The following is a 21,432-nucleotide window of genomic DNA, read 5'->3' on the forward strand; positions in this document are numbered from 1 at the left end:
AGCAGCCTAAATATACAGATGCGGAGGGCCTTCAACCATCAAGGTTGAAGGCCCTCCGCGTCTGTCGTAAAGCCGCTTCTAGGTCTCTTCTAGACTGCCTCTAACATTGCCACTTCGGCAGCAACCCAAGCCAGCATCGCGCACTTAACGCGGGCCGGGAACTTCGAGACCCCGACAAAGGCTACGGCGTCTTCAAGCACGTCTTCATCCGGTGCGACGGCGCCCTTCGAACGCATCATTTCCTTGAATGCGTCCTTCTTGGCTTCAAACTCTTCCTTGGTCAGTTCAGGGATCATTTCGCTCAGCACCGATGCCGATGCCATGGAAATGGAACAGCCGTCGCCTTCCCAGCTCATGCCCACGAACTTGTCGCCGTCCAGTTCAACCCGGACTCGGATCTGGTCTCCGCAGATCGGGTTGTGCTGATGAGTTTCGCCATGCTGGTGGCCTGCCGCCGATTCAACCAGAGGCGAGCCGATGCGCTGCTTTGAATGGTCGAGGATGACCTGCTGGTATAGCTGATCTAGTTCGTTCATTTAGACTCCAAAATATTCGCGCACGGAAGCAACGGCCTTGATCAATGCCGTGATGTCTTCTTCCGTGTTGTAGAGGTAGGTGCTTGCGCGGGTTGTCGCGGAGACCCCAAGGGCCCGGTGCAGCGGCTGGGCGCAGTGATGGCCTACCCGGACCGCGATGCCGCGTGAATCCAGGTACTGGCCAACATCGTGCGGGTGCACGCCAATGACTTCGAATGGCACGGTGCCGATGCGTGGTGCATCCGAAGGCCCGAAGACACGAACGCCTTCCAGCTGGGACAGCCCTTCAAAGAGCATCGCTCCCAGGTGCTCTTCCCAAGCCGCGATGTGTTCCATGCCGATCTCGCTGAGGTAGCTGGCAGCGGTAGCCAGGCCATGGACCTGGGCGATGCGCTGGGTGCCGGCTTCAAAACGCTGTGGAGCAGGCAGGAATTCTGCGTGCTCCATATCCACCACGGTGATCATCGATCCGCCGGTCAGGAAAGGAGGCATGGCGTTGAGCAGTTCTTCACGGCCGTACAATGCGCCGATGCCGGTCGGGCCGAGCATCTTATGGCCGGAGAATGCCATGAAATCAACGTCCAATGCCTTCACGTCGATAGGCAGGTGCGGCACCGACTGGCAGCCGTCCAAGACCGTCAGTGCACCGACCTTGCGCGCAGCGTCGACGAAGCGCTGGGTGTCGGTAATCGTGCCCAGAACGTTTGAGACGTGGGTGAAGGCCACCAGCTTGGTGTTTTCATTGACCAGCGAATCAATCAGGTCATAGCGCAGCGACCCGTCCTCGGCGATCGGGACATAGCGCAGGGTGGCTCCAGTGCGGAAGGCAAGTTCCTGCCAAGGGATCAGGTTGGCGTGGTGCTCCAGCTCGGTGGTCAAGATTTCATCGCCGGGGCCCAATCGGAAGCGGGCCGCTTCTTCGCCGCCGCGGCCAAGGGACGCATTGGACATGGAGTAGGCAATGAGGTTCAGCGCTTCGGTGGCGTTGGAGGTCCACACGACCTCATTGGTTTTCGCCCCGATGAACTTGGCTACGGTTTCACGCGCCTGTTCGTAGATCTCGGTGGCTTCTACGGCGAGGGTGTGAGCGCCGCGGTGCACTGCCGCGTTGGCGTTCTCGTAGTAATGCTGTTCGGCTTCGTAGACGCAACGCGGTTTTTGGCTCGTGGCGCCGGAATCCAGGTACACCACGTCGATTCCGTTGACCTGGTGTTCAAGAATTTCGAAATCAGCCTTGATGCGGGCAACCTCTGATGGGGTAAGCGCCTGAGCTGTTTCAGTCTGACCGGCCATCGTATGCACGGAGCCTCCGAAAGTTCGTTGGTGATTGCCTGCTCAGACCGCCGTGATTCCCGGCGAAAACCCGATTAGGCAATGGGTACATTAGGTAATTATTCCACTGTGGTTCCAAGAAAACACCTAAGTTTGTCCTTAGTAAGCAACGCCTCAGCGATGACGAAAAACGCCCCAGAATTGGATTCTGGAGCGTTTAAAGTCTAGGCAGTGTGAAATTTTCCCTGGGCTGCTTCAAGTCCGTGAGACATGAGCAGCTCCACCGCGTCGGCGGCGTTGTCGATCAAGAACGGCAGCGCCTGCTTTTCCGTCTTGGAGAAGTCTTGCAGAACCCAGTCGGCGGTGTCCATCCGGCCCGGAGGACGTCCGACTCCCGTGCGAACCCGCAGGTAGTCTTTGGAGCCCATGGCCTTGGAAATATCCCGCAAGCCGTTGTGGCCGCCTTCTCCCCCACCGCGTTTGAGCTTGATGGTGTCAAAGGGGATGTCGATCTCGTCATGGACAACGATGAGATTTTCCAGACCAATGTTGAAGAACTTCGCCAGGTTTGCCACGGGCCCACCGGAAAGGTTCATGTAGGTCATTGGTTTCGCCAGAACTACGCGCGGCCCGCCGACGCCCAGTCGCCCCTGGATAATCTGCGCACGGGACGAGTGCGTCTTGAACTTTGAGCCTGCCCGCTGGGCAAGCTCGTCCAAGACCATCTGCCCGATATTGTGCCTATTGCCAGCGTAGCCGGGCCCGGGATTCCCGAGCCCGGCTACCAGCCAAGTGTCACTACTCATGATGCTTAGCTAAATGCCTTATCGCTAAGCTTAGGCAGCGACCAGCAGGTCCAGGTGATCAACGGTGCGGTGCAGAGCGTGGATCTGGATGTCCTTGACGGTGGTCTTAACTTCCTTGCCGTCGATGTTCAGAACCAGCTCAACGCTGCGGTCGCGAACAGCCAGGGTGGTTTCCTGAGCTGGCAGCAGAACGTGCTGTGGCTCGGAGCCTGCACCGTAAACAACTGCTGGGATCTGGCCTGCACGGCGAGCCTGGCGGGATGCACCCTTACCGAAGTCGGTGCGTACTACTGCGTCAAGGTTGACTGATGCCATGATAATTCTCCTTAGGAAATGGATGCTTCTTCTTACGCCCTTGCGTGGACTCGGGAAGCATCCAACATCTAGGAGATGAAAGAGCTTTTCCGGCCTTGTCGATAACGGATCCACCATCGCTAGTGATTCCCTCGCCTGGGCACAGTGAACAATTCTACCAGTTGCACTGCTTGAGGAAAAAATCTGTAGCGAATGCCACTTCTACCGTCATTCCAGTATTGGTGCTTGGAATATGAACCTGTCCTCCGCAGAGAATTCATACGCATCGTCGCAGCGATATCCCCGCAGCCAAGGCACTGAGTCCACTGCCCGCAAATAGAACCCCTTGGGGTAGCTGTCATCGCCAAGGCTCGGCGAGGCAATGGTCAATGAATCGGCAGGCTTCCTGCCGGCGCTCAGAATCGAATTGCTCGACGACTCCTGCCCCATGAAAGCCAAGCGCAGGTATGGACCGGTCACTGCAGGGCACAGTTCCAATCCCATGCCTTGGGCTTGCTCGTAAATGCGTGGCAGAGTTGCCGCAGTGCGCACCCCCAGCTCCTCGACGCTGTAGCTGCGCACGGTTATTTTCTTCGGGTCGCTAGCCCGCTCAAAGAGTGGATGCCGCATCAGCAACTGGGCATAGTCATTGAGCTGGACCCCAGCCGAGCTTAAACGCAGCTTGAGCTCATCAACGGTCAGGCCGCCAATTTCCACTTCCATCGGTCGCAAGAGAATTGTCCCCGCCAATCGTGATCATCGTTTCGTGCAAGACTCAATCTATGACACTTGAAGCGAATCTCGTTCTCATTGGACCGGCCGCCAGCGGAAAGTCGACACTCGGAAAAATCTTGGCGGACGAGCTTGAGGTTCAGTTCGTGGATCTCGACGAGGTCAGCGCCCCCTACTACGAGGAGGTTGGATGGAGCATCCCGCGCTTGGTGGAGCGCATTGAACTGGTCGGCCGTGTGGCAGCCGAGCGTGAATGGGAAGTTGCCCGGGCTCACGCTGTTTCGAGGGCTCTCACGGACTTCAACAATGCCGTCATTGCCTTCGGCGCCGGCCATTCCTCTTTTTCCCAGGCGCAGTATGCGCATCAGGTCGCCGAGGCGCTGAGACAAGTTGCGCACGTCGTCTTTGTCGAGCCCTGCGAAGACCGCGCAAAATCGCTGCAGATCCTGCGCAATCGGTCTGTCGCTTCCAAGAATACTGATTGGATTCGGGAGTCCCATGATTTTCTCGCGCAGTGGCTTGATGACCCGTTGGCCAGGCGACTTGCGACCACCACGCTGCACACCGACGGCGATTCCCCGCTTCAATCCGCCCAGCGGCTGCTCGCCGAGCTGCACCTGGCGTCAGCGCCACCATATGATTCTTGAGCAGTTAACGACCTGACGGCCGGCACCATCAATGGTGCCGGCCGTCAGGCGTTGCGAAACGAGGGCTGCTAGGCGCGGCCGTCGAAGAGGTTCGTGACCGAACCGTCGTGGAAGACCTCGGAGATCGCGCGGGCGAGCATCGGGGCGATCGACAGAACGGTGAGGTTCTCGAAGCGCTTCTCTTCTGGGATTGGCAGGGTGTTGGTGACAACAACCTCGCGGGCGCCGCAGTCAGCCAGGCGCTGAGCTGCAGGATCCGAGAATACTGCGTGGGTAGCGGCGATGATGACATCCTTGGCGCCGGCTTCCTTCAGCACGCGCACTGCGCCCGCGATGGTTCCGCCGGTGTCGATCATGTCGTCGATCAGGATCGCGGTGCGGCCCTCAACCTGGCCAACCACGGTCTTGGACTCGGCCTGATTAGGCACGGTCAGGTCGCGGGACTTGTGCACGAAGGCCAGCGGTGCGCCGCCCAGGCGGTCTGCCCACTGCTCGGCAACGCGGACGCGGCCGGTATCTGGGGACACCACGGTAACCTCGGAGACATCCACCTTGGACTTGATGTAGTCAGCCAGCAGCGGGAAGCCGAACAGGTGGTCGACCGGGCCGTCGAAGAAGCCCTGGATCTGCGCGGTGTGCAGATCGGTAGTGATCACGCGGTCAGCGCCGGCGGTCTTGAAGAGGTCTGCCACCAGACGTGCCGAAATCGGCTCGCGGCCGCGGCCCTTCTTGTCCTGGCGTGCGTAGGGGTAGAACGGAGCCACGACGGTGATGCGGCGTGCCGAGGCGCGCTTCATCGAATCGATCATGATCAGCTGTTCCATCAGCCAGTTGTTCAAAGGAGCCGGGTAGGACTGCAGCAGGAAGACATCCTTACCGCGGACCGATTCATCCGAACGCACGTAGATCTCGCCGTTGGCGAAGTCGTAGGCGTTCAGCGGCAGCAGCTCGATGCCAAGCTCTTTTGCTACTTCTGCGGCTAGTTCCGGGTGCGCACGTCCGCTGGCAAGTACCAGCTCTTTGTCGACGTTATGGCGGATTTCACTCATTGTTATGCTTTCTCGCTCGCTTCGCTATCACGTATGAGGTGTTCTGAGGAAATAAAAATCCGTGGCTTTACTTCTCGGAAGTCGAGGAGTTCAGTGAGGATTTGAATGCTGCGTCTGCCGAAGAGGTGCCCGGGCGCTTTTCAAGCGTCCATCCCTCGGTATTGCGCTGCGGAGCCACAGACAGTGCCAAGGCACCGGCCGGGACGTTTTTGCGGACGACTGCTCCGGCGCCGGTGTAGGCGCCGTCCCCGATTTCCACCGGAGCCACGAAGACCGTGTTGGAGCTGGTGCGGACATGCGAACCGATCTTGGTGCGGTGCTTGTTCACGCCGTCGTAGTTTGCGGTGATGTTGCCACACCCGATGTTGGTGTACTCACCGATTTCAGCATCCCCGGCGTAGCCGAGGTGCGAGAGCTTGGTGCCGCGACCGATGGTCACGTTCTTGGTTTCGTAGAAGGCGCCGATCTTGCCGTCCGCGCCCAGGTCCGTGCCCGGCCGCAGGTAAGTGAACGGGCCGACAGTGGCATTGTCGGCGATGCGCGAATCGGTGGCATCGGTGCGTTTGACGGTGGCACCCTTGCCGACCCGCACATTGGTCAAGGTCGAGTCCGGGCCGATCACGGCGTTGGAACCGATCAGGGTTTCGCCGTGCAGCTGGGTGCCCGGCTTGATGGTGGCGTCCTGGCCGATCATCACGTCCGCATCGATCCAGGTGGTTGCGGGATCCACGATGGTCACGCCCTGGCGCATCCAGAATTCGTTCTTGCGCTGGTTGTAGATGCGGGCCAGGTTGGAGATCTGCACGCGGTCGTTCGCGCCTTCGATCTGCCAACGGTCGGCAATCTGCTTGGAAGCAACGCGGCCGCCCTTGGCGCGGGCAATGGCCAGCACGTCGGTCAGGTACATTTCGCCCTGGGCGTTTTCGGTGGTGACTTCCAGCAGCGCCGAGCGCAGCAGCTGTGCGTCGAAGGCGTAGATGCCGGAGTTGATTTCCTTGATCTCCAGCTCCTGGGCAGAAGCATCCTTCTGTTCGCGGATGCCTGCAACGTCGCCGTGCTCGTCGCGCAGGATGCGGCCGTAGCCGGTGGGATCTTCAAGCTCGGTGGTCAATACCGTGACCGAGTTGTCGTTGGCCTCGTGGGTTGCGACCAGGTTCAGCAGAACTTCGCTGGTGAGCAATGGCACATCGCCATAGGTCACTACAACGGTGCCTTCCAATGCAGGATCTACGGCGTCAAGGCCCTGCTGGACCGCGCGGCCGGTGCCCGGGATTTCGTCCTGGTCGGCAATGATGATGCCTGGGAACTGGGAGAGGATATGCTCTGCAACCAGGTCCCGCTGGTGCCTGACAACCGTAACGAGGTTGAGCGGGTCAAGCGCCGAAGCGGCGTGGAGTGCGTGGGAAACCATGGAGCGACCTGCAATTTCATGCAAAATCTTAGGCTTGGCCGATTTCATTCGCGTACCAGCGCCAGCGGCGAGGACGATAACAGCAACTGGTGCGTTGACCTGATCGCTCAAGTTGTATTCTCCTGCGGGTCGATTCAGGGTTTTAGACAATTAAGAAAACCCATCACCCAGTCTAGCGCCCACAGGTACCCCAGCCGAATAAAGACAAAAAGAAAGCGCCGCTCAAGGCGGCGCTGGCAAGTGGTTCCGCCCCTAGGATTCGAACCTAGAATGCACAGCTCCAAAGGCTGGCGTGTTGCCATTACACCAGGGCGGAAAATGTGGTCAGCGGATGATCCGTCCAAACACGTTCTATATTCTGCCATGTTCATCCGGTCAGCGCGAAATCGCCGAAGCAGGGTACGGACGCCTCCTTTCCTACCTGTACCGTTGAGGTGTTTGCCTGTTGAAGTACCGATTTGCACCGGTCCGTAAAATAGAACTGTGGCTCATTTACTCGGGGGCGAAGCCCTGCATCTTGAATATCCCACCCACGTAGTCTTTGACTCGGTTACCATCGGAATCTCCGACGGCGACCGCATCGGTCTGGTGGGTCGCAACGGCGAAGGCAAATCGTCCCTGCTGGGCATGCTTTCGGACAAGATCGAACCGAATTCGGGCCGGGTCACCAAGCGCAACGGCCTGCGCGTCGGCGTGCTTGACCAGTCCGATACCTTGGATTCGAATGCCACGATCCACTATTCGGTGGTCGGAGACATGGCAGACCACGAGTGGGCAGGCGAAGCGCGCATCCGCGACATCATCTCCGGCCTCGTTGCAGATCTGGATTGGGAAGCCACCGTGGGAACGCTCTCCGGCGGCCAGCGCCGCCGCGTTGCCCTGGCCGCCCTGCTGGTGCAGGACTGGGATGTCATCATCCTGGACGAGCCCACCAACCACCTTGACGTTGAAGGCATCTCCTGGCTGGCCGAACATATTAACAACCGCTGGTCCAAGAACGCTGGTGGCCTGATGGTCGTCACCCACGACCGCTGGTTCCTCGACGCGGTTTGCACCACCACCTGGGAAGTCCACGACCGCATCGTGGAGCCATTCGAAGGCGGCTATGCCGCCTACGTGCTGCAGCGCGTTGAACGCGACCGCATTGCAGCGGTGACCGAATCCAAGCGCCAGAACATGATGAAGAAGGAACTTGCCTGGCTGCGCCGCGGCGCCCCAGCGCGAACTTCCAAGCCGAAGTTCCGCATCGAGGCGGCCAACCAGCTGATTGCCGATGTTCCCCCGGTGCGCAACCCACTGGAACTGCAGAAGATGGCCACCAGCCGCTTGGGCAAGGACGTCATCGACCTACTGGACACCGAGGTTTCCTTTGGCGACAAGCAGATCCTCAAGCCCTTCACCTGGCGCATCGGCCCGGGCGAGCGCTCGGGCCTGCTGGGAGCCAACGGTGCCGGCAAGTCCACCCTGCTGGGCCTGATCGCAGGCACCGTCGAGCCGACCGGCGGACGGGTGAAGCGCGGCCAGACGGTCAAGCTTGCGGTGCTTGACCAGCAGTTCCGCGAGCTGGAGCATATCGGCGAGGACAAGGTCCGCGAAGTCCTGGGCCGATTCCGCACCACGTTTAACGTGGACGGCAAGGACCTGACCCCGGCGCAGCTGCTTGAACGCCTGGGCTTCTCCTCCGCCCACCTGTCCACCAAGGTCAATGAGCTCTCCGGCGGCCAGCGCCGCCGACTGCAGCTGCTGATGATCTTGATGAACGAGCCGAACGTCATGATCCTCGATGAGCCGACCAACGACGTTGACACCGACATGCTCGCGGCCCTGGAAGACCTGCTTGATTCTTGGCCTGGAACCTTGATCGTGGTCTCCCACGACCGCTACCTGCTGGAGCGCGTCACCGACCAGCAGTATGCGATCCTCGATGGCAAGTTCCGCCACGTGCCGGGCGGCGTTGACGAATACCTGCAGCTGCGCAGCAGCCAGGCATCGAATTCAGGCTCCAACCCTTCGAATGCTGCGAGCCAAGCGACCCCTCAGAAAGCTTCCGGGCCCTCGGGTGCGGAGATCCGCGCAGCGCAGAAAGAAATGAATGCCAACGAGCGCAAGGTCGGCCAGCTGAACGACAAGATCGCCAAGATCCACGAGAAGATGGCGGCCCATGACCAGAGCGACTACGAGGGCTTGGGCAAGTTCACTGCGGAGATGAACGAGCTGCAGGAGCAGGTTGACCAGCTTGAGGAACGCTGGCTGGAACTGTCCGAGATCATCGGCTAGGCCTCATTGCATGAATGCCTCGGAAACATCCTTTTGTTTCCGAGGCATTATTTTTGTCGCATAAAAGAGCCCACAGGCACGTGGCACACTGAGTCCATGACGAAATATGATGATGCCAGCTGGCACTACGGCGGCGCGTTCCCTGATGATTTGAGGCCGGAGGCCGCCTCTACCCATATAGGCATATTTCTAGCATGGTGTGTGCTCCATGATCTGGCTGAAGAGGAAACTCTCGAAGATCTAGGCGAGGACCTTGACCTGCTGTATCAACGCAAGATGACACCAGGCGCTTTTCTTCGTGAACTGTTCGACGAAAAATTCTCAAGTGATGATCTTTCGAGTCTAGGCAATGCTTTTGCAGTCGCATATTACGTAGGCAAGAACGACGATGCCCTTTATGTTGACGACTATTTAGATCTCTTCAACGTTCAAGCTAATGACATTTATTCAGTACCTGATACTTGGGAGACCTTCGATAAGCTCAGCCCCATCATCCTTGAGCGCTACCGTTCCTGGGAGCTATCAGACATGCCCAGGTTCTTGAATCCCTAACATTTACTCGTGTATGGAAGGTGGCCATCACACTTGGCCACCTCCCGCTGATTAAACCTCTGCGATAGTTCTAGGCGATCATGTCCTTGACCATGGGGACCACCTTTTCGCCGTAGAGTCCGATGCTCTGCTGGTGGGCTGCATGGGTCACCGGCTGGTCGTATTTGAAGTCGAAGCGGTTCACCTTCAGCGTCTTGAGGGTCGCGGCAATCTTCTTCGCCACGGTTTCCGGCGAGCCGACATACAGCGCCCCGTGCTCGATCTCATGCTCGAATTGGCCTGGCTGCGGAGCCGGCCAGCCGCGCTCCTCCCCCATGCGGGTGCGCATTTTCAGCCAGCCGTCGTGGACCAGCTCGCGGGCTTCTTCATCGGTTGGCGCTACCAGCCCCGGCGAGTGGACCGCCACCGGCTTGTGGGGGGACGCCGAACTGGTCCTGCGCCCGCTCGAACAGGTCAATATACGGGGCGAAGCGTTCGGCTGAGCCACCGATAATCGCCAGGAACAGCCCGAACCCGTGGCGTGCTGTACGGATCACCGATTCAGGGCTGCCGCCGACCCCCACCCAGGTGGGGATCCCGTTGGCCGTGGTCGGGAAGACGCGCTGCGCCCGCAGGCCGGCGCGGGTTTTACCTTCCCAGGTCACCGGCTTCTCCTTGACCAGCTTGGCCAGCAGGTCCAGCTTCTCTTCAAAAAGCACTTCGTAGTCCTGCAGGTCGTAGCCGAAGAGCGGGAAAGATTCGGTGAACGAACCGCGGCCCGCCACGATCTCGGCGCGGCCGTTGGAAGCTGCATCCAAAGTGGCAAAACGCTGGAAGACCCGTACCGGGTCATCGGAGCTAAGCACGGTCACGGTTGAGCCCAGGCGAATATTCTTGGTCAGGGAGGCAATGGAAGCCAGCACCATTTCGGGGCTCGACACCGCGAAGTCCGGGCGGTGGTGTTCTCCGATTCCGAAGAAATCAAGGCCCAGCTGGTCTGCAAGGACCGCATCGTCGATCAGGTCGCGGATGACTTGTGGGTGCTCAACTGGGATCCCCGATTCGTCCTTGGTTACGCCGCCGAAGGTATCTACACCGAATTCGATTTCATTCATACACATGTAACTTCCTCGAAGCTACAACTATTCCCCGGCGATTCTCATCTTGAATCCCACGTGGGATCCGGTGAATCCCAACCGTTCATAGAAGCGATGCGCCTCGGTGCGCGCACTGTCGCTGGTCAGCTGGACCAGTCCCGCGCCCCTGCGCTTGGCTTCGGCAACGGCCCATTGGATCATTGCCGAGCCGATTCCCCGACCGCGAAGTTCTTCATCCACCCTGACTGCCTCAATCTGCATCCGTGTGGCGCCGGCCCTCGCCAAGCCGGGAAGAAGCGTCAGCTGCATCGTGCCCACGATTTTCCCGTGCTCGTCCTCAACGACGGCCAGGAAGTGGGCGGGATCCGAGTCGATTGCGTGGAAGGCCGCAAGATAGCCGGCAGCAGTTGTTTCGGCTTCTTGATACTCGGCTTTCCTGATCGCGTCATTGGCCATGAGCTCGATGATGGCTCCGATGTCTTCGGCGACGGCCCTGCGCAAAAAATAACCGGTGGTGCCATGTGCCAAGGTTTCAAGAGTCATGGCTGAAATTCTGCCATGTCCTGCTGCGAGGCGATGCTGAATCGCTTAATGACTCGGAGCGGCGATCTGGGCAATCTGTTCAAAGCTCAAGGCCCGGTCGGCATAGATCAGGCGGATGGCCTTCGGGTCCGGGTTTCCCTCATCCAGCCCACGATAGGCAAGTGTGAATCCCAATTTCTGTGCCACCGCGCTCGATGCAGGATTATGTTCAAGAATCGAAGCGGCAACGGGAACGGCAGGCAGCTTTTCTCGGGCCCGCTCTACCGCAGCGCGCGCAATTTCGGTGGCGAAGCCTTGGCCCTGCGATGCGACGGCAAAACGATAACCGAGGTTCCAATAGGAACCGCCAATGAGGCTGCAGCCGCCGTAGCCGATCAGCTTCTCTCCCTCACGGGCACGGATGACCCACGTTCCCAACCCACATTCGTCCCAGCTGTTGCACCAAGCGTCCATCATGGTCTTGGTCTGCTCCGGACTCTGATGTCGGGAACTGGGGCGATGTGCCCAGAGTCGCTCGTCGCTGCACAGCGCAAACAGCTCCTCCAGGTCGGCGGAGCTCGGCATAGAGGCATTCAGGCGTGCTGTATGAATTTGGTGCATCACCACAGGCTATTCGAACTCACCGACATGATGTCCATGACGGCGGCAAACACCAATTAGCTTGAGCGCCGAACCCGTTCCCTGGTGACCCCGATGATCAGCGCGATGATGCCCAGCCCTTGCGCACCCCAGCCCAAAGCTCCCAGATGCAGCCAAGTACTGATGCTGGCGCCGCCCATCAATAGAACCACAGCGCAGCTGAGCCAAAGCCAGCTGCTTCGCGAATACCTCATGGCCCGAGCCTAACCCGCCATGAGGATTGCGGCTAGGGGCTTATCTGGATTCCTCTGCGCCGTCGAGGTCTTCGGACAGCACAACCCGTGCACCAGGAGCCGGGGCGCTGACAGCAAGGGTTGCCACCCCGACCTCGTCGCCCAGCTGCGCCATCACCTGCTCTGCGTGCTCGGCGTCTTCCACCAGCAGGGCAAGGGTGGGGCCCGAGCCGGACACCATCGCGCGCAGGGCGCCTGCTCCCTCGGCAAGATCCCGCACCGTGCCCAGCTCCGGGGCCAGGGCCAGGGACGCCTGCGTCAGGTCATTGATCAGAACCTGCGAGAGTGCCTGGGCATCAGATTCCATGAGGGCCTTGATCACCTCGGGGTCGACTTCCTGCGGCACCTCGAGTTCTTGGCCGGCTCGCAGGCGGTCCAGCATCGCATAGACGCGTGGGGTGGACAGCCCGTAGCTGGCAGGAATCAGCACCCAGTGGGTTTTGGCGCGGGTCAGCAGCGGTGCCAGCTGGTCTCCCACGCCCAACCCGATGGCAGCCCCGCCCATCAGGGCGAAAGGAACATCCGCTCCCAGGCGCGCGCCCAGGCGGCCTAGTTCTTCGCGGTCCAGCCCCGTCTGCCACAGCTCATTGCAGGCGACCAGCGCCGCCGCCGCGTCGGCCGAGCCTCCGCCCATGCCGCCGGCAATCGGCACGCGCTTGGTGATGTGCAGGTTTGCCCCCAGCGTGCATCCGGTGTGCTCGCGCAGCAGTTGCGCGGCCTTGTACACCAGGTTGGCTTCGCCCAACGGGAAGTTCTCCGGGTCCGAGACCACCGTAGAGCCTGGTTCGAGGCTCAGCTGGAGTTCTGAATCATGGCGCAGCGTCGCTTCGATCTGTTCGAGCAGCGACACCGCAACGTAGAGGCTCGCGACTTCGTGATATCCGTCCTCGCGCGGAGGGCCGACCCTGAAGTACACGTTGATCTTGCCCGGGGCTGTGGCGATGACTCGTTGCTTTAGCACTGGCTACCCTTCGGTCTTCGCTTCGGCCGGGACCTGTTCGGCGGCCTTGGCAATGGCGATGTAGGCGTCGATATCAAGCTTTTCGCCACGTTCCTTCGGATCGATTCCGGCGGCCACCAGGATCTGCTCCGCGCGGGCCCCCGAACCTGCCCAGGAGGACAGAGCGGCGCGCAGGGTCTTGCGGCGCTGGGCGAAGGCTGCATCGATGATCGCGAACACGTCCTTGCGGTCAGGTGTCTCGCTGCGGTCTTTGTCGCGGGTGAAGGAGACCAGACCGGAATGGATCTTCGGGGCGGGCCAGAACACGTTCATGCCAATCACCCCCGCCTTGCGCATGGTGCCGTACCATGCACCCTTGACCGAGGGCACGCCGTAGATCTTATTGCCCGGGGTGGCGCTCATCCGGTCTGCGACCTCGTCCTGGACCATGACCAGTCCGTGCCGGATCGAGGGGAAATGCTCCAGCAGATGCAGCACCACCGGCACCGCTACGTTGTAGGGAAGGTTCGCCACCAGGGCAGTGGGCTCGCCGGGAAGTTCGGTAACCTTCATGGCGTCGCTGAGGATCACCGTGAGGTCGTCTTCGCGCCCCGGGCGGAACTCCGCCATGGTCTGGGGCAAGCGCTTGGCCAGCGGCGGATCGATTTCTACCGCAACCACCTTGGCGGCCGCGTCCATGATGCCAAGGGTCAGCGAGCCGAGGCCCGGACCAACTTCCAGCACCGTCTCTTCGGGAGAAACGTCGGCAGAAGCAATGATGCGACGGATGGTGTTTCCGTCGATCACAAAATTCTGGCCCAGCGTCTTGGTAGGCCGGATTCCTAGCTCATCGGCCAGCCGGCGAATATCGGTGGCTGAAAGCAGTGGTAAAGATTCCTTAGACATCACAAATCCAATTCTAGTTCAGCCAAATTCTTCTCAAGAGAAAAACGCGGCGCACCCACCGTGATGGTGAGCGCGCCGCGCAGTAAGTTTTGAATTCCGGCCAAGCCCTGAAGGCTTAGCGCAGACCCAGCTTGCTGGTGCAGGCTGGCCATGCGCCCCAGCCCTGTGCCTTCTGAACCTTCTTGGCGATGCGCACCTGTTCTGCCTTGGATGCATCGCTTGGCAGGCCGGAGCCGCCGTAGGCGCGCCAGGTGCCGAGGTTGAACTGCAGGCCGCCATAGTAGCCGTTGCCGGTGTTGATCGACCAGTTGCCGCCGGACTCGCACTTGGCGATGGCATTCCATACGCCGGAGACGGTGGTGTTGTCAGACTTGCTGGAGGACTTCGAAGAAGAGGATTCCTTCTTCTCCACCTTGGTGCCGACCTTGATGACTTCGGCGACCGGTTCCTTGGTCACCTTCGATTTCAGGACTTCTTCCTCGCCCTTTTCGCCGTTGCGGGTTTCCTGGCGCAGGGTCAGCTCGCGCTCGCCCTTTTCGCCCTTGGTCTCGACCTCGGTCTTGCCCTTTTCAAGCTTCTTGTCCTTGACCTTCTTGGTCTCAAACTTGATGTCCCGGGTTTCATCCCAGGTCTTGATGCTGACCTTGATGACCTCGATCTGCTGGCCATTGGCGATCTTGGTGCTGGTCTCGACGTCCTTCTCGGTGTCCTTGTCCAGCTTGACGTTGACCTCGTCATCGCCGCCCAGGGAAATCTTCTGCTCGTCGAGCAGTTCCTTGACGCTCTGCGCGGTGGTGGCGACCTTGGTCTTCTTCTTGTCGACGACCAGGGTCACGTCTTTGGGAGTGATGATCTCGATGTCGTTGCTGACGGTGGACAGGTCCTTGGACTCGTCCAGCGAAACTTCGGAGCCTTCTTCAAGGTTCAGCTCGTCAACCAGATCGGCCACGGTCATGCCGGTGGTGTGCACTACGCGGTCGGTGCCATCCAAGGTCACCTGGATCGACTTGTTGCGCTTGATGTCGATGGTCTGGTTGTTCACCACATCGGAGCTTGGATCTGCGGAGATCTCATCACGCTCGTCCAGGGCGATGTCCTGCTGTTCAAGAACTGCGGAAACGGTGTCGGCGCGGGTGGAAACTACCCGGCTTTCGCCGTCGACCGAGATCGTGACGGATTTCTGTCCGGCAATGTAGAAGACGGTGCCGGCAATAACCAACGCCACGGCAAGCGCCTGGACCAGATATTTGGCCCAGCGATTCTTGAGCAAGTGAGTCACGGTAGTGAGATCCCCATCGTTTGTAGATTGAACCCTGGTGGATAAACCAGTACAAGCTGTTCAATCCGGCAGCGGTGCCGCTTGTCTATCGTTCAGTTTCTTCGCCGTGTTTCCCAAATGCTTGGTGCGCCAGGATCAGGCTGCGTTTTGTCCGTCAACACCCGAAATTAGGCTCGTTGAACAACGCATCTTTTCTACCGTAACCGAATTGTTACATTTCTAGCAACAGTCTTATGAGGAGCAACACACCTTCAGTGCTTAGAATTCGCCATACACTTCCCGAGTGTTTGCGTCGATCTGCGCGCAGAACTGTGCCAGGTCGATGTCCTTGGTTTCGGCCATGAAGCGAGCGGTGTAGGGAATCATGTAGCTGGCGTTGGGGCGGCCGCGGAACGGATGCGGCGTCAGGAACGGCGCGTCGGTTTCCACCAGCAGCAGCTCGGGCCTGGCAAGGTTCAACGCGTCCCGCAGGTCATGGGAGTTCTTGAAAGTCACCGTTCCTGAGAAGGACATGTACCAGCCATTGTCATTGCAGATCTGGGCTAGCTGCGCATCGCCGGAGAAGCAGTGGAACACCACGTGTTCAGGCAGCACCGAATCCTTGAGAATGCGGACAACATCCTCGTGTGCGTCCCGGTCGTGGATCTGCAGGGCCTTGCCCTGTTCCACCGCCATGCGCAGGTGTTCGCGGAATGATTCTTCCTGCGCACCGCGGCCCTCCGGCTGGGTGCGGAAGTAGTCCAGGCCGGTTTCGCCGATGGCGCGCACTCGTTCATCGGCCGCCAGTTGTTCGATCTGTGCGATGGCGTTGTCCAGTTCGCCGCGTTCGGCCAGCCGGGCGGCATCGTTCGGATGAATCGCCACCGCCGCCAAAACATTCGGGAATTCGTTGGCGACCTTGACTGCAAACTGGGACGATTCAACGTCGCAGCCCACCTGGATCAGGCCTTTGACTCCTACCGCCGCCGCCGCGTCGAGAGCTTGGGCGGGGTCGACTTTGACCGTGCCGTCGAGAAAATCGAGATGGGTGTGGTTGTCCACGACGCTGACCGGCAGCGCTTGCGGGGCGTCGGGGTAGCGCAGGTTGCGCTTTGATCCGCCTTTTTCGTTGTTCTGCGACCGTGCCCGCTCGCCGTTCTCGGCCGGCGTTGCGTCGGAAACTGGTCGGTAGGCCTGGGGAATTCCAGCGTAGGGATCTTCAACGTTTTCCATCTTTATTCTTCCGGGCTCCTTCTAAGCCAACATGCGCAGGTGAGGGGCGGCTTCGTACCCTGTAGACAATTCTGTCACTGCACTTCACTAATAGCCGAATAACTGATGGTGCCAAAAGGCAATTAGCGTCTGTTACCGGATAAAAGATGCCCATACGATAGGTGGAACACAACTAGAGATTCGTCATCCCAACAAAACCTCTGGGAAAAATGATGAGCCTGTCAGGAGGACGCGCATGAGCGCACAGCCAACCTTGCCCTCGCTCGATGCAAGCTTCCGCAGCAACTGCCAACGAGTATCCGAAGCAGTGCAGTCGGTCATTACTGGAAAGCCCGAAGCCATTACGAATGCGCTGGTGGTGCTTCTTGCCCAAGGCCATCTTCTAGTTGAAGACGTTCCCGGAGTTGGAAAGACCATGCTTGCCAAATCTCTGGCACGCAGCGTGGACTGCACGGTGCACCGCATCCAGTTCACCCCGGACCTGCTGCCCAGCGACGTGACCGGCGTATCTGTCTACTCTCCCCAAACCCACGAATTCACCTTCCATCCCGGGCCAATTTTCGCGAATATCGTCATTGCCGACGAGATCAACCGCGCCAATGCCAAAACCCAGTCGGCCCTGCTCGAATGCATGGAAGAACAGCAGGTAACCGTCGACTCGATCACCCATCCTCTGCAGCGTCCCTTCATGGTAGTCGCCACGCAAAACCCCGTGGACTCTGAAGGAACATTCGCACTGCCAGAAGCACAGCGGGACCGGTTCATGGGACGGATCTCCATGGGCTATCCTGCCCGCGATGCCGAAGTCTCGATGCTCACCTCCCACCACAGTCATCAGCCGCTGGAGTCGCTGGTCCCAGTGCTGCGCCAGGTCGACCTGCAAATGATGATTGAACAGGTCAACCTAGTCACCGTCACCGAACGCCTGGGCGCCTATGTTGTCGACCTGGGCCGGGCCACTCGCCAGCACCCGCAGGTTTCGCTGGGAGCATCCCCGCGCGCCCTGTTGCAATGGGTGCGGGCATCCAAGTCCTATGCTGCGATCAATGGCAGGGACCATGTCCTGCCCGAAGACGTTCGCGCGGTGGCGCCCATGGTGCTCAGCCATCGACTCATCCTCACCCGCCGCGCCCTGGCCGACGGAGTCGACGTTGAAAATGTGGTGCAGGAAATCATCTCCGGCACCCCCATCAGCTAGCAGGACTTCATGATGGACAAGCCACAACGATTTGATTCCCGCGACGCCCTGACCTGGACCCGGTCCACGGAGGGCCCCGAGTCGCTGCGGCGCTGGCATCTTGACCTGTTTACGCGGCGCGGCTGGAGTGTCCTCGGCTCCGGCGCTGGCTTGGTGTTCCTGGCTTATCTGCTGGGACGCCACGAACTGATGGCGCTGGGTGTAGGCCTGGTAGCCCTGGCGCTGAGCAGCTGGCTTCTGGTGCTGCGGGCCCGCCGTTCCACCGGGGTGCGAAGGCGGCTGCACTCCCCTGCGGCGACCGTGGCAGAAGCCGTGCGCATCAGCCTCGAATGCCCCGACGATGTCAGCATCAAGGAGACGCTGCCCGAGGGATTTGGGCCCGGCCCCGAACTCGCTGGCCCAGGCGCTGTGGACTATGAGCTGGTCTTCCGCTCCCGGGGCGTCCACCTGCTGGGTCCTGCCCGGCAGGTGATCTCCGATCCGCTGGGGCTGATCCGTGGACTGGTTTCCATCGGCGAGCCGCAGCCGGTTCCGGTCCGGGCGCAGCTGCATCCGCTGGCGCGCTTCGCTTCGGTGGGCGAGCGCATGCTCACCGGCGACGCTCGGTTCTCCCGCAGCACCACCGCCGACTACTACGATGTGGCAACCCGCGACTACCAGCAGGGCGACTCCATCAGGCAGGTGCACTGGAAGGCCACCGCCCGGCACGGCAAGCTGATGGTGCGCCAGGAGAACCACGTTGCCACCGCCCAAGCACTGCTGGTCCTGGACCGTACGGCCGAGCATTGGATCATCGATGCGGCAGATCTGCGGCTGGACATCCCCCAGGGAACTGGGGCTGCGCTCTCCAGCAGCCGCCGTTTTGAAAATGCCCTGTCTTTGGCCTGCAGCCTGGGACAGCGCTACGCAGCCAGCGGATACCAGCTGCTGTTCCGCGATTTGCAGGGAACTTCGCTGATTCCTGGACAGGTTCACCAGCTCTCTGAGAACGGGGCCCTGACCAGTTTTGAGGACTTCCACCTTGCCAGCGCCGACCTCGCGCTGGCAACGCGCGGCACCGAAGCGCTGGATCCGGAGCTGCTCTCCCCCGCACTGCTCAAAGAACTCCAAGGCATGCGCGAGGAGCCGATTTTGATGATCCTTGGACGGCTGAGTGTTGCGCAGGCCAACGTGCTGGCGGCGCTTTCGCGCTCAATCCGCCAGGTACAGCTTTTCTACCTGCCAGCCCATCCGGAACGCGAAACCGAAGTACAGCAGGCATTGGCCCGCACCGGCTGGAGCGTGAATATTCTTTCAGGAAATGCATCGATGGAGTCAGCGCAGGACATGTTATGAGCACTGCCATTCACGAAACTCCCGCGCTGCACCAGCCCGCTGGCCCGTCGCAGGAGCGGGCCTCCAGCGTAGTTGCCCACAATCTGCTGGCCCGAAGCATCGCTGCGCTGGCGCTGTCCATGTCGGTGCTCGCAGGATTCGCCTCGCTGACCGGGGTCATCGAGGGCCATGCTTGGTTCCCGGCCCTAGTGATTCCAGTCCTTGCCATCCACTTGTGTTCGGGACTGCTGCGCGGCATTTGGGGGCTGCGCTTCCTTGCCCTGCCTGTTGCCCTGCTGATCGGGTTCATGGCGCTCATGCAGCACGAAGCCATGCGGGCCACCGGCTATTCGGTCACCGGCTTCCAATGGTTCATGGCAGTGCTGTCCGAAGCTGTTCTGCAGTTCTCCACCCAAGTCCCTCCGGTGGCCTATTCGCGCTATGCGGCATTCGCCATCCTGCTGCTGGCCGTTTTCATCAGCCTGCTGGTGGAGGTGCTCATCACCTTCAAGAAGCTTGCCCTGCTGGTCATCATCCCCCTGAGCCTGGCTCCGGTGGTTGCTTCGCTGTTCAAGCAGGAAGGAGCAGGCATCGGCTACCTGGCGCTGGTCGTTGCAGGCATTCTGGTCTTCACAGCGCTGGTGCCCTTCCTCTACCGGGGTGCGGCGCCAAAGCATCATCCCCGGTTCCCTTCGCGTAAGCAGCTGGGCTTCCTCTCGGCTAGCGCATTCGCCTGCATCGCCGCGTTGCTGGCTGCCAGTTTCTGGATGCCGGGATTCCGCCAAGGAATGTTCCACGAAGGACAACGTCCCTCAGGGGACCTGCTGGCAAGCAATGTCGACCCAATGCTGAATCTGGGCAGGGATTTGCGCTCAAATTCCGGGGCGACAATTTTGGACTACTACACCTCGTCAAAGAAGGCCCCCTACCTGCGTACCGCAGTCATCGGCGACCTCAGCACCCCACGGTGGGAACCTACCGAATCTCTTGACCATGATGCCTACTTCGGCGACACGATGATGGAGAACAGCTTCACGAACTTCAATGCCACGGAGCAGATGGCGGTGCTTGATTACAGCGGCGGAATCAAGTCAGCGATACTTCCACTGCCGAACCGCAGCAATTTTGTCCAAGGAATTGTGGGAGATTGGGATTGGACCCGAGAAACTTCGGTCGCCCGGCTCAGCGGAGAAGCCATAGCTCAAACTAAGAGCATTTCAGTTTCCTATGCTGAACTCGACCTCAGTCCACAGATTGCGAAATCTCTAGAGTTCTACGGCGGCATCCCAGACGACATGCCTGGACCTGTCTATCGGCAGCTGCCTGAAGACCCGGAACAAACTCTAAAAACTGCGCTCGATCAAGCCCTGAAGGAAGCCTATGCAGGGGCCGACGATCCTCGAAGCGATCTGGAAAAGGCAGCCGCGATCCAGGACTACCTGCGCTCGCCCAAATTCGTGTATTCCGAACGCACCCCGCTGCGCGAAGGCTACGATGGGGCCAACAAGCGAGTTGTCGAATCCTTCCTAGAACGCCGCCAAGGCTACTGCGTACATTTCTCGGCAGCCATGGCGTTAATGGCCCGGGAAGCTGGCATCCCCTCTCGCATTGCCATCGGCTACTCGCCGGGCACGGCCAACGGCAAAACAATGAAAGCCGATGACATCGCATTGAACGGCAACTTGAACATGTCGTTGGAGCCTGACGCCGAGCTGACCGGCTACTCTGTCTCCGGCAAAAATTCGCATTCCTGGCCAGAACTGTACCTCGGCGCTTTGGGCTGGATACCCTTCGAGCCCACCCCAGGACAAGGCCAAGTCCCCAGCTATGCTCCGGAGGAAACCAAGAAGCCAGAGGCCGCGGCGCCGTCGGTGAACGAGGTGCCGACCACTCGGGCCACCCCAAGGCTTCCTGAATCCGATTCCGCCCCGACACAGGACACTCCGGTTGCAGCACAGCAGGAAGCGCCTGCTGCACCCAGCACCTGGTGGGCGGTCGCCGGCGTCCTCGTGGCGGCGGCTGCCGTCTTGAGCCTCGCTCCGCTGCGGCGCAGGAGGCTGTGGCAGCAGCGCCGGGACGAATCAGGCGGCGAAGGCCAACTCGCGGCATCACTGTGGCTGGAGCTTCAGGCAGTAGGCGCGGATACTCACAACCCGGCGGAGCCGAATGAGACGGTCAGCTCCTATACCCAGCGACTTGCCCAAAAGCACGAGCACTGCGCACAGGATCTTGAAATCTTAGGCCAGGGCATTCAGGAGAGCTTCTATGCTGCGCGTCATCCTTCAGCGCAGCAGTCGCAGCAGCTGCGCCACAGCCTTGAGCGGGTACGGCACCAGCTGCATCAATCGCTTCCGGTGGGCCAGCGTCTGGGCGCCGCCCTGTTCCCTGCCTCGCTGCGCCAGGCGAAGCTGCGCACCGTGCCGGGCAGGGAACGCACCCGCGTCTAGAAGTCTTCGGCAGGGTTAAAGGCCTCGGGGACCAGTTCATGATGGACTGGTCCCCGAGGCCTTTACGGC

Annotated in this window: 19 protein-coding genes, 1 tRNA gene and 2 pseudogenes; 6 read left to right on the forward strand and 16 right to left on the reverse strand. The window is 60.2% G+C overall.

From position 1 onward, the window contains the following. Positions 1–89 precede the first annotated feature (89 nt). From sufU to AUR04nite_RS11425, 5 genes and pseudogenes are all read right to left on the reverse strand, one after another. Positions 90–536 (reverse strand): Fe-S cluster assembly sulfur transfer protein SufU, encoded by a 447-nt coding sequence (gene sufU, locus AUR04nite_RS11405; RefSeq protein WP_141365089.1) that lies wholly within the window; start codon positions 534–536, stop codon positions 90–92. Beyond that, positions 537–1,829: a SufS family cysteine desulfurase gene (locus AUR04nite_RS11410; RefSeq protein ID WP_141365091.1), complete on the reverse strand. Its 1,293-nt coding sequence runs from the start codon at positions 1,827–1,829 to the stop codon at positions 537–539. A 203-nt stretch (positions 1,830–2,032) separates the two neighbouring features. Beyond that, positions 2,033–2,614: an aminoacyl-tRNA hydrolase gene (gene pth, locus AUR04nite_RS11415; protein WP_141365093.1), complete on the reverse strand. Its 582-nt coding sequence runs from the start codon at positions 2,612–2,614 to the stop codon at positions 2,033–2,035. A gap of 42 nt (positions 2,615–2,656) precedes the next feature. Beyond that, positions 2,657–2,932, reverse strand: a pseudogene (locus tag AUR04nite_RS11420) (50S ribosomal protein L25); the annotation flags it as partial. Between the two features lie 204 nt (positions 2,933–3,136). After that, on the reverse strand, positions 3,137–3,631 hold the full coding sequence (locus AUR04nite_RS11425) for a hypothetical protein (RefSeq protein WP_141365098.1): 495 nt from the start codon (positions 3,629–3,631) through the stop codon (positions 3,137–3,139). A 59-nt stretch (positions 3,632–3,690) separates the two neighbouring features. On the opposite strand from AUR04nite_RS11425, the gene AUR04nite_RS11430 reads away from it, so the two are divergent. Continuing rightward, positions 3,691–4,287, forward strand: a complete 597-nt coding sequence (locus tag AUR04nite_RS11430) for a shikimate kinase (RefSeq protein WP_141365100.1) — start codon at positions 3,691–3,693, stop codon at positions 4,285–4,287. Between the two features lie 68 nt (positions 4,288–4,355). Here AUR04nite_RS11430 and AUR04nite_RS11435 read toward each other — a convergent pair whose 3' ends face one another. The 3 genes from AUR04nite_RS11435 to AUR04nite_RS11445 all read right to left on the reverse strand — a co-directional run bounded on the left by AUR04nite_RS11435 (position 4,356) and on the right by AUR04nite_RS11445 (position 7,063). Beyond that, complete coding sequence (locus AUR04nite_RS11435; protein ID WP_141365102.1) at positions 4,356–5,336, reverse strand: ribose-phosphate diphosphokinase; 981 nt, start codon at positions 5,334–5,336, stop codon at positions 4,356–4,358. Positions 5,337–5,403: 67 nt separating this feature from the next. Further along, positions 5,404–6,858: a bifunctional UDP-N-acetylglucosamine diphosphorylase/glucosamine-1-phosphate N-acetyltransferase GlmU gene (gene glmU / locus AUR04nite_RS11440; protein ID WP_141365104.1), complete on the reverse strand. Its 1,455-nt coding sequence runs from the start codon at positions 6,856–6,858 to the stop codon at positions 5,404–5,406. Between the two features lie 130 nt (positions 6,859–6,988). Beyond that, positions 6,989–7,063 (reverse strand) — tRNA-Gln (locus AUR04nite_RS11445). A gap of 167 nt (positions 7,064–7,230) precedes the next feature. On the opposite strand from AUR04nite_RS11445, the gene AUR04nite_RS11450 reads away from it, so the two are divergent. Both AUR04nite_RS11450 and AUR04nite_RS11455 read left to right on the forward strand, forming a co-directional pair. Further along, positions 7,231–9,024: an ABC-F family ATP-binding cassette domain-containing protein gene (locus AUR04nite_RS11450; RefSeq protein ID WP_141365106.1), complete on the forward strand. Its 1,794-nt coding sequence runs from the start codon at positions 7,231–7,233 to the stop codon at positions 9,022–9,024. A gap of 96 nt (positions 9,025–9,120) precedes the next feature. Then, the gene (locus tag AUR04nite_RS11455) at positions 9,121–9,576 is read left to right on the forward strand and encodes a DUF7832 domain-containing protein (protein ID WP_141365108.1); all 456 of its coding nucleotides are present in this window, start codon (positions 9,121–9,123) and stop codon (positions 9,574–9,576) included. Between the two features lie 70 nt (positions 9,577–9,646). Here the strand turns inward: AUR04nite_RS11455 and AUR04nite_RS11460 are convergent. The 8 genes and pseudogenes from AUR04nite_RS11460 to AUR04nite_RS11490 form a co-directional block, all read right to left on the reverse strand. Continuing rightward, a pseudogene (locus AUR04nite_RS11460) lies at positions 9,647–10,670 on the reverse strand (LLM class flavin-dependent oxidoreductase). 27 nt (positions 10,671–10,697) lie between these two features. Then, the gene (locus AUR04nite_RS11465) at positions 10,698–11,195 is read right to left on the reverse strand and encodes a GNAT family N-acetyltransferase (RefSeq protein ID WP_141365110.1); all 498 of its coding nucleotides are present in this window, start codon (positions 11,193–11,195) and stop codon (positions 10,698–10,700) included. Positions 11,196–11,240: 45 nt separating this feature from the next. Further along, positions 11,241–11,795: a GNAT family N-acetyltransferase gene (locus AUR04nite_RS11470; protein WP_141365112.1), complete on the reverse strand. Its 555-nt coding sequence runs from the start codon at positions 11,793–11,795 to the stop codon at positions 11,241–11,243. A gap of 56 nt (positions 11,796–11,851) precedes the next feature. After that, complete coding sequence (locus AUR04nite_RS17930; RefSeq protein WP_170184190.1) at positions 11,852–12,028, reverse strand: hypothetical protein; 177 nt, start codon at positions 12,026–12,028, stop codon at positions 11,852–11,854. Positions 12,029–12,068: 40 nt separating this feature from the next. Continuing rightward, positions 12,069–13,028 (reverse strand): 4-(cytidine 5'-diphospho)-2-C-methyl-D-erythritol kinase, encoded by a 960-nt coding sequence (locus AUR04nite_RS11475; protein ID WP_141365114.1) that lies wholly within the window; start codon positions 13,026–13,028, stop codon positions 12,069–12,071. 3 nt (positions 13,029–13,031) lie between these two features. Further along, positions 13,032–13,913 (reverse strand): 16S rRNA (adenine(1518)-N(6)/adenine(1519)-N(6))-dimethyltransferase RsmA, encoded by an 882-nt coding sequence (gene rsmA, locus AUR04nite_RS11480; RefSeq protein ID WP_141365235.1) that lies wholly within the window; start codon positions 13,911–13,913, stop codon positions 13,032–13,034. A gap of 115 nt (positions 13,914–14,028) precedes the next feature. After that, positions 14,029–15,192, reverse strand: coding sequence for a resuscitation-promoting factor (locus AUR04nite_RS18430; protein WP_141365116.1), 1,164 nt, complete (start codon positions 15,190–15,192; stop codon positions 14,029–14,031). 258 nt (positions 15,193–15,450) lie between these two features. Continuing rightward, a complete protein-coding gene (locus AUR04nite_RS11490) occupies positions 15,451–16,404 on the reverse strand; it encodes a TatD family hydrolase (protein ID WP_141365119.1) in 954 nt (317 codons plus the stop codon). A 235-nt stretch (positions 16,405–16,639) separates the two neighbouring features. On the opposite strand from AUR04nite_RS11490, the gene AUR04nite_RS11495 reads away from it, so the two are divergent. From AUR04nite_RS11495 to AUR04nite_RS11505, 3 genes are read left to right on the forward strand one after another with little or no spacing between them, the layout of a single operon-like run. Continuing rightward, positions 16,640–17,602: an AAA family ATPase gene (locus AUR04nite_RS11495; RefSeq protein ID WP_141365121.1), complete on the forward strand. Its 963-nt coding sequence runs from the start codon at positions 16,640–16,642 to the stop codon at positions 17,600–17,602. Between the two features lie 12 nt (positions 17,603–17,614). Continuing rightward, positions 17,615–18,937, forward strand: a complete 1,323-nt coding sequence (locus AUR04nite_RS11500; protein WP_170184191.1) for a DUF58 domain-containing protein — start codon at positions 17,615–17,617, stop codon at positions 18,935–18,937. Then, on the forward strand, positions 18,934–21,363 hold the full coding sequence (locus tag AUR04nite_RS11505) for a transglutaminase family protein (protein WP_141365125.1): 2,430 nt from the start codon (positions 18,934–18,936) through the stop codon (positions 21,361–21,363). The genes AUR04nite_RS11500 and AUR04nite_RS11505 overlap by 4 nt, the downstream gene beginning before the upstream one ends. The last annotated feature ends 69 nt before the right edge of the window (positions 21,364–21,432 follow it).

This window comes from Glutamicibacter uratoxydans, from assembly GCF_006539925.1.
Taxonomy (GTDB): Bacteria; Actinomycetota; Actinomycetes; order Actinomycetales; family Micrococcaceae; genus Glutamicibacter; species Glutamicibacter uratoxydans.

Coding starts and splice junctions, on each gene's coding strand:
- sufU (WP_141365089.1), bottom strand. CDS start 536: ATGAACGAACTAGATCAGCTATACCAGCAGGTCATCCTCGACCATTCA.
- AUR04nite_RS11410 (WP_141365091.1), bottom strand. CDS start 1,829: ATGGCCGGTCAGACTGAAACAGCTCAGGCGCTTACCCCATCAGAGGTT.
- pth (WP_141365093.1), bottom strand. CDS start 2,614: ATGAGTAGTGACACTTGGCTGGTAGCCGGGCTCGGGAATCCCGGGCCC.
- AUR04nite_RS11425 (WP_141365098.1), bottom strand. CDS start 3,631: ATGGAAGTGGAAATTGGCGGCCTGACCGTTGATGAGCTCAAGCTGCGT.
- AUR04nite_RS11430 (WP_141365100.1), top strand. CDS start 3,691: ATGACACTTGAAGCGAATCTCGTTCTCATTGGACCGGCCGCCAGCGGA.
- AUR04nite_RS11435 (WP_141365102.1), bottom strand. CDS start 5,336: ATGAGTGAAATCCGCCATAACGTCGACAAAGAGCTGGTACTTGCCAGC.
- AUR04nite_RS11455 (WP_141365108.1), top strand. CDS start 9,121: ATGACGAAATATGATGATGCCAGCTGGCACTACGGCGGCGCGTTCCCT.
- AUR04nite_RS11465 (WP_141365110.1), bottom strand. CDS start 11,195: ATGACTCTTGAAACCTTGGCACATGGCACCACCGGTTATTTTTTGCGC.
- AUR04nite_RS11470 (WP_141365112.1), bottom strand. CDS start 11,795: ATGCACCAAATTCATACAGCACGCCTGAATGCCTCTATGCCGAGCTCC.
- AUR04nite_RS17930 (WP_170184190.1), bottom strand. CDS start 12,028: ATGAGGTATTCGCGAAGCAGCTGGCTTTGGCTCAGCTGCGCTGTGGTT.
- rsmA (WP_141365235.1), bottom strand. CDS start 13,913: ATGTCTAAGGAATCTTTACCACTGCTTTCAGCCACCGATATTCGCCGG.
- AUR04nite_RS11490 (WP_141365119.1), bottom strand. CDS start 16,404: ATGGAAAACGTTGAAGATCCCTACGCTGGAATTCCCCAGGCCTACCGA.
- AUR04nite_RS11495 (WP_141365121.1), top strand. CDS start 16,640: ATGAGCGCACAGCCAACCTTGCCCTCGCTCGATGCAAGCTTCCGCAGC.
- AUR04nite_RS11500 (WP_170184191.1), top strand. CDS start 17,615: ATGGACAAGCCACAACGATTTGATTCCCGCGACGCCCTGACCTGGACC.
- AUR04nite_RS11505 (WP_141365125.1), top strand. CDS start 18,934: ATGAGCACTGCCATTCACGAAACTCCCGCGCTGCACCAGCCCGCTGGC.